A 6,253-nucleotide genomic window follows, 5' to 3' on the forward strand; every position below is an offset into this window, starting at 1 on the left:
GGAAAAGGCGTATAATGCGCGCTTTCCGCCTGCATGACGGATAAACCGCGCATTTTACGGCGCGTCCGGTTCTTTAACAATCGTTAAATGCGTCAGCCGCACAAAAAGCCTTTTTCAGACGGCCTCCCCGCCTCATTTCTCTATATAGGAATTTATATGAACCCGATTTTAAATACCGCCTTCAAAGCCGCGCGCAAGGCGGGCGACCTCATGATCCGCGCCTCCAAAGACCTGGGCAACATCAAAACCGACAGCAAAGCGTTTAACGATTTCGTTTCCGACATCGACCGCATGTCGGAAAACATCCTGATCGAAACCCTGCTCGAAGCCTATCCCCAGCACAAAATCACCGCCGAAGAAAGCGGCAGCCACGGCAATCCGAATGGCGCCTACGAATGGATTATCGATCCGCTTGACGGCACCACCAACTATCTGCACGGCCATCCGCAATACGCCATCTCGATGGCACTGCTGCACAACGGCAAATTGCAGGAAGCTTTGGTTTACGCGCCCGAACGCAACGACCTTTACATGGCCTCCAGAGGTAAAGGCGCGCTGCTGAATGACCGCCGCATCCGCGTTTCCGGCCGCATCGATCTGCCGCAATGCCTGATCGGTACGGGTTTCCCCGTAGTAGATCAAAGCCGGACGGATACCTATCTGGCCATTTTGAAAGACTTTTTGTCGCAAACCGCCGGTGCGCGGCGCGAAGGTGCGGCCTCGCTGGACTTGTGCGCATTGGCCTGCGGCCGTTTCGACGGTTTCTTCGAATTCAACCTCAAGCCCTGGGACATTGCCGCCGGTGCGCTGATTGCCAGGGAAGCGGGCGCGGTGGTTACCGATATGACGGGCGAACAGGGTTGGCTGGAAAGCGGCGACATCGTGGCTGCCAACCCGAAAGTTTTGGCGCAAATGCTGCAAATCATCGGCAACCATATCGGTTAAGCCCGAAACGGTCAGCATCATTGAAGGCCGTCTGAAAACCCTTTTCCTCTCGGAAGAAGAGTTTTCAGACGGCCTCATTCAATAGGTAGGCTGTCCGCACATGCCGGCCGAGCCGTACCTTCATTGCACTAAAACCTGCCGTAAGCCGAGATGGCTACGGCGGACACGGCGGCGGTAAAAAAATCAGGCCGTCTGAAAAACCTTCTGCAGGTTTTCAGACGGCCTGACTGTCTTTCCAGCGGCATCAACGGCCTTTGGGTATCGGATCTTTCTCCGAACGGTTGAAAATCAATGCGTTCGGTTTTTCTTTTAACGTATTGAGTACGGGTTGCGCGTCGCGCAGGGTTTGGTCGATATTGCGCAGGGTTTCCTGAACGTCGCGGTACACCGGCGAGGAAGGCGAAATACCTTGCAATGCCTGCCGCAGTTCGGCCAGTGTTTTGTTCAATTCTGCCGGGATGGCCTGAGTTTGCGGTTTGGCCAGCAGGCTGTTGGCCGACTTCAGCGTGGATTTCAATTCGGCCAGGCTGCCGTTCAGTTCGCCCACTGTTTTATCCAGCGGCAGTTTGTTGAACTTCTCCAGCAGGTTACCCAACTGCGCCTGCAAATCGTCGAAACCGCCGCCGCGTGTGGCGATGACCGTGAGCCCGTTGTATTCGGCCATCGGTTTCAGCCGTTCGCCGCCCGAAGGTGCGTCGGTCAGTTCGATCATTTTGCTGCCCAACAGCAGGTTGTCGCTCGACAACGTGGCGTTCAGGCCGCCGTTTAAGGCCGTCTGAAAAGCCTTCTGCCAGTATTCGCGGCTTTCGCGGTCGCCGTTTTGCTCGATTAAATGCGGCTCTATCCGCAGGCGTACCGGAATCCAGCCGTTTTCAAACAGTTTCAGGCTGTCGCCGCTGCCGAAATAAGGCACGTCGGCCACGCTGCCCACTTTCACACCTTTGTATTCCACCGGCGAACCGGCATTCAGGCCGCGCACCGATTGGCGGAAAAAGGCCGTGTAATATATGGCGCGTTCGCCCGGCAGGCGGTCCACTGCGGCGCGGTTGTCGTACAGCTCGAATTTTCCTTCCGCCTTGGCCGGCGGCGCGGCACGGTCGGGCGTACGGAAGGTGATGGCACCGGAAATCAACGCCCCCAACGGCGCGCTGTCCAACTGGAAACCGCCGCCGTCGGCCTGAATGCGGATGCCGCTGTCCAGCCAAAATTGGCTGCTGCTGTTGATTAAGCTGTCGTTCGGATGTTCGATAAACACGGTGTAGCTGACGCGGCGGCTTTCCGGATCGAATTTCGCGCTTTCTACCCGTCCGACGGGAAAGCTCTCATATACGACGGGTGCGCCCGTTTCCAGCATTTTGCTGTTCGCCCCCGATAATTGCAGCCGCAAACCGTCCTGCTCCAGCGCGGAAATTGGAGGGACGTCGGCAACATCGAATGTATCTTTTGATTCCGCCGCCTTACCCGGCATAAAGGCAATATACGAGCCCGAGACCAGTGTGTTCAGGCCGGAGATACCGTTGCTGTCGATACGCGGTTTCACCACCCAAAACTGTGTGTCGCTCCGCATCATATGTTTCACATCCGCATTGAGCTGCGCCGTCAGTTCCACGCCCTTGCCGTCTTCGCGCAGACGGATTTTCGTTACCTTGCCGACATTCACGCTCAATACGCGAACCACCGTGTTATTGACTTCGATGCCGTCCGCACTGTCAAGATACAGCGTGACTTTCGGCCCTGTGTTGCGGATGTGGTCGAACAGCAGCCAGCCGCCCACCAAGAAGGCAATCAGCGGCACCAGCCAGACAAAAGACGCGAAAGCATTCGTTTTTCGGATACGGGAAGGAACGGGAGACGGGGCTTGATCGGACATAACGCGTTATAGGGACAAAAGAGGGGCAATTATGCCGCTTTGCCCCCGACATGGCAACGAAAAGGCCGTCTGAAACGGCATTTGAAATCTTCAGACGGCTTTTTTGCAATCGGATACACAGCGTTTAGAACCGCCATAAGTTCACAAATCTTAAGCTGCTCGCATCAATTTATACCAGCGGTAGAAAAATTGAACCATAAAATTTCAACTATTTGGATAACTGGAAACAAACTGCCGAATAAACCGCATTTCGCATTTCGTTCTTAGAGATTTTTAATAATTGATGTGCAGTATCATTTGTATTAACATAATAAAATTCACATCTTAATTACTAAGGCTTAATAGAAAGGCCGCAGAAATGTCCCAAGCCAAATACAGCTTTCCCTTTCAGCCAAAAATCCTCGCCATCAGTCTTATCGGCATCTTGAACTCTTTACCGGCCCATGCAGACGATGCGGCGGATATCATCCCGTCCTCGGAAGTGATAGAAAGCAGCAACATCGAAGCACTCACCGTTACCGGCAAACGCAGTGCCGATCAAAAAGGTGCGGACGACGTATTTTACAAAAACGTTTCCAGTGTCTACGCCGGCCGCGAATACCTCGAACGCTACCGCACGGATACCGCCGGCGACGTGTTCAAAGGCTTAAATGGCGTGTACAACATGAACACCCGCAACGCCGGCAGCACGATTACGCCCAATATCCGCGGCATCAGCGGCAAAGGCCGCATCCCTGTTACCATCGACGGCACGGAGCAAACCGTGGACGTGTGGATGAACAACTACGGCATCGCCGACCGCAATTATGTCGATCCCGCCTTGTTCCGCAGTATTACGGTAGAAAAAGGCCCGGCCATGACGCGTGGCGTGAAGTCCGGCGTGGGCGGCGCGGTGTCCATCCGCACCATCGAGCCTGCCGACATCATCCCCGAAGGCAAAAGCTGGGGCGTGGAAGTGAAAACCGAGTTTTCCAATAATACTGCTGAGCAAATTCATAGGTTTAACGATTATTTGGGCAAAGACTACCGCACCTTGCCCGGCAATCCTACTGCCGATGGTGCAGCCGGCATGATGGATGGCGGTGTGGCTTTTTCCGGCCTGACTTTCTACGGCGCAGATAACGACAAGCCGCGTACCGGCAGTCGGTTTACCGAATTTAAAAACGACCGCAACTTACTGTTTTCCGCCGCCTTCAAAACCGATATTGCAGACGGCCTGATTGCCTACAGCGACCGGCGCAAAGGCACTTATTTCAGTGGCAAGCACGGTTTTGAAGGCTATCAGGGCAACAGCGTGCCCGCGTGCAAGGCTTTCCGAAACGCTGGTTCCCGATATGGCTGAACTCTACCGTCCGGGCGAACAAGTGCCCAACAGCAACGTGGCCAGCCGCAGCCTGCTTGTAAAAAACAACTGGTATTTGCTGCGCAACCAGCAAATCAACCTACATTACATGGATACCAAAATCCGCTTCGGCGAGATAAATCCTTTTATCAATACCTTATTGATTGAATTTAGCGGATTGTGGAACAACACGACTCAGGAACGTTATGAAATCGTGCCGATACAAGGCATTGATTCCAATATCCACAGCCGTACCTACAAACTCGGCTACCAATGGCAGCCCGAAGGCAGCCGCTGGATAGACCTCAAAGCCGACTTATGGCGCGTCAACACCACCAGTATCCGCCACCAAAGCGGCGGCCCTGATTTGGCCGTGCCCTACGGCGATCCCAAATACGATGCCTGGGCACACTGCTTCCGCCACAATGTAGAGCCCGATCTTGTGCAAGGCTACAGCTGCCAAGATTTGCTTAACGAAGGCTATAATGCCGACACACCGCCCAACGACCCACCTATGTTTGAGGGAGCAAACACCGTATTTGCTGGTTCTCGCCAAACCACCAAGGTTTCCCGCACCGGCTTCAACCTCAGCAACCGCATGCGCTTAAGCGATCAATTCAGCCTCACCCTTTCCGGACGCCACCAATATGAAAAGCTGGATGAATCCAGCATTATGGCCAACAACGACAAAGACATCTTCGGCATCATGAATGCCGTAACCGCGCTCACCAAGCTCACCGGCCCGCGTGCCGGGCAGCGCAAAGAGTGGGGCGCACAATTGAGTTTCGACTGGCGGACGACCTCACGCCTGCGGATTGAGGCAGGCATCCGTTACGACCGCTTCTGGGCATTTGACGACGCACTCGCCCGCGCTCGTGCCCGCCGCGACCCCATCTACTCCGTTACCCAAGGTATTGATAATGTTATCAGCGGATTAGCATTGCCCTATTTGCAAGTGATGACCCAAGAGGAAATCGATGCCTATAACCGCGCCAAAGTTGAGCTGCAAAACCGCCCGAACGATTGGGAAGAAATCTACCGTGACTTCTACCGCCGCCACGGCTTCTTACCCGATGATGGCCTGTCGCGCCACAACCAAGACGGCAATACCAGCTATGTCGATAGCAACGATCAATACCAGGATTTTGACGAAAGCCAAACCGTGCTCTACCGCCCGATGCCGGCCAGAATCTCGCACTACCGCGACCGGAAATTCAGTGGCCCCGTTTTCGAAAACGGCTTTTTTGAGCAGCGCGTGGAAAACCCGCAGGGCAGGCAGGGCAGTTTCTACCGCCATCTGCGGGTTGAACCTGGAAGCTATAGCCGCAGCCCCACACTTGACATTACACATGACAGCTATAGACAGAGTATGTACACGGAAGGGGTAACATTTGGCAATAATTCGGATTACCGCACCAGGCGGGGCGATATTGCCAGCACCGATAATGAGAAGGAAGCGGGGCGTATCTATACCGATATCGACCCCAACAGCGATGCCAACTTCCCGCCGGTGAAGCGCATGAACGGCTCGGCCTGGTCGCCCATGATCGCCCTCAGCTACGACCTCACCGATAACAGCCGCCCGCACCTGCGCTGGGCGCAGATGACGCGCTTCCCCAGTATCTACGAAACCACCAACATGTCTGCCGGCGCGGTATATAAATACCCCATGCTGCCCTCGATCGACCTCAAGCCCGAGCGCAGCACCAATTGGGAGATCGGCTACAGCTACAACTTCGCCCCGCTGTGGAGCAGGTTGCGCGAAGGCGATGTGCGCCTCACCTATTTCTCCAACACCATCAAAAACGTCATCGACACTAACGAAAATAAAGATTTGATGCAGTACGACCGAAAAATTACCCAATGCATCGAGCTGCAAAGCCGCCTCGATTTCGGCCGCTTCTTTATGTCGCTTGGCGGCACATACCGTTTAAAACAAGAAACCTGTGATGCCAACCTCGCCTTCGCCTACGATATTTTCTACAACAGCGCGCCCACCTGCATCGAAGGCGCAGCATCGGCGCCACGCGGTTCTACCAATCCATCCAGCCCAAATACTCTATTAGAGACCTTTGCAAAATTTCTTTTCCCCAGCA

4 protein-coding genes are annotated in these 6,253 nt (G+C 54.5%); 3 read left to right on the forward strand and 1 reads right to left on the reverse strand.

Features of this window, described 5'->3' with window-relative positions; translation table 11 throughout:
* Positions 1 to 156: 156 nt before the first annotated feature.
* Positions 157 to 945: an inositol monophosphatase family protein gene (locus HMPREF3107_RS00860; protein ID WP_070452222.1), complete on the forward strand. Its 789-nt coding sequence runs from the start codon at positions 157 to 159 to the stop codon at positions 943 to 945.
* 244 nt (positions 946 to 1,189) lie between these two features.
* Here the strand turns inward: HMPREF3107_RS00860 and pqiB are convergent, their stop codons facing one another.
* Entirely contained in the window at positions 1,190 to 2,815 is a 1,626-nt protein-coding gene (gene pqiB / locus HMPREF3107_RS00865) for an intermembrane transport protein PqiB (RefSeq protein WP_070452225.1), read from the reverse strand.
* A gap of 358 nt (positions 2,816 to 3,173) precedes the next feature.
* Between pqiB and HMPREF3107_RS00870 the strand changes: the two genes are divergently transcribed.
* The gene (locus HMPREF3107_RS00870) at positions 3,174 to 4,157 is read left to right on the forward strand and encodes a TonB-dependent receptor plug domain-containing protein (protein WP_070452228.1); all 984 of its coding nucleotides are present in this window, start codon (positions 3,174 to 3,176) and stop codon (positions 4,155 to 4,157) included.
* Positions 4,150 to 6,253 (forward strand): TonB-dependent receptor domain-containing protein (locus HMPREF3107_RS00875; RefSeq protein WP_141742794.1); only part of this gene is annotated, 2,104 nt, incomplete at its 3' end. The genes HMPREF3107_RS00870 and HMPREF3107_RS00875, both read left to right, overlap by 8 nt.

Source organism: Neisseria sp. HMSC31F04 (genome assembly GCF_001807735.1).
GTDB classification, from domain to species: domain Bacteria; phylum Pseudomonadota; class Gammaproteobacteria; order Burkholderiales; family Neisseriaceae; genus Neisseria; species Neisseria elongata.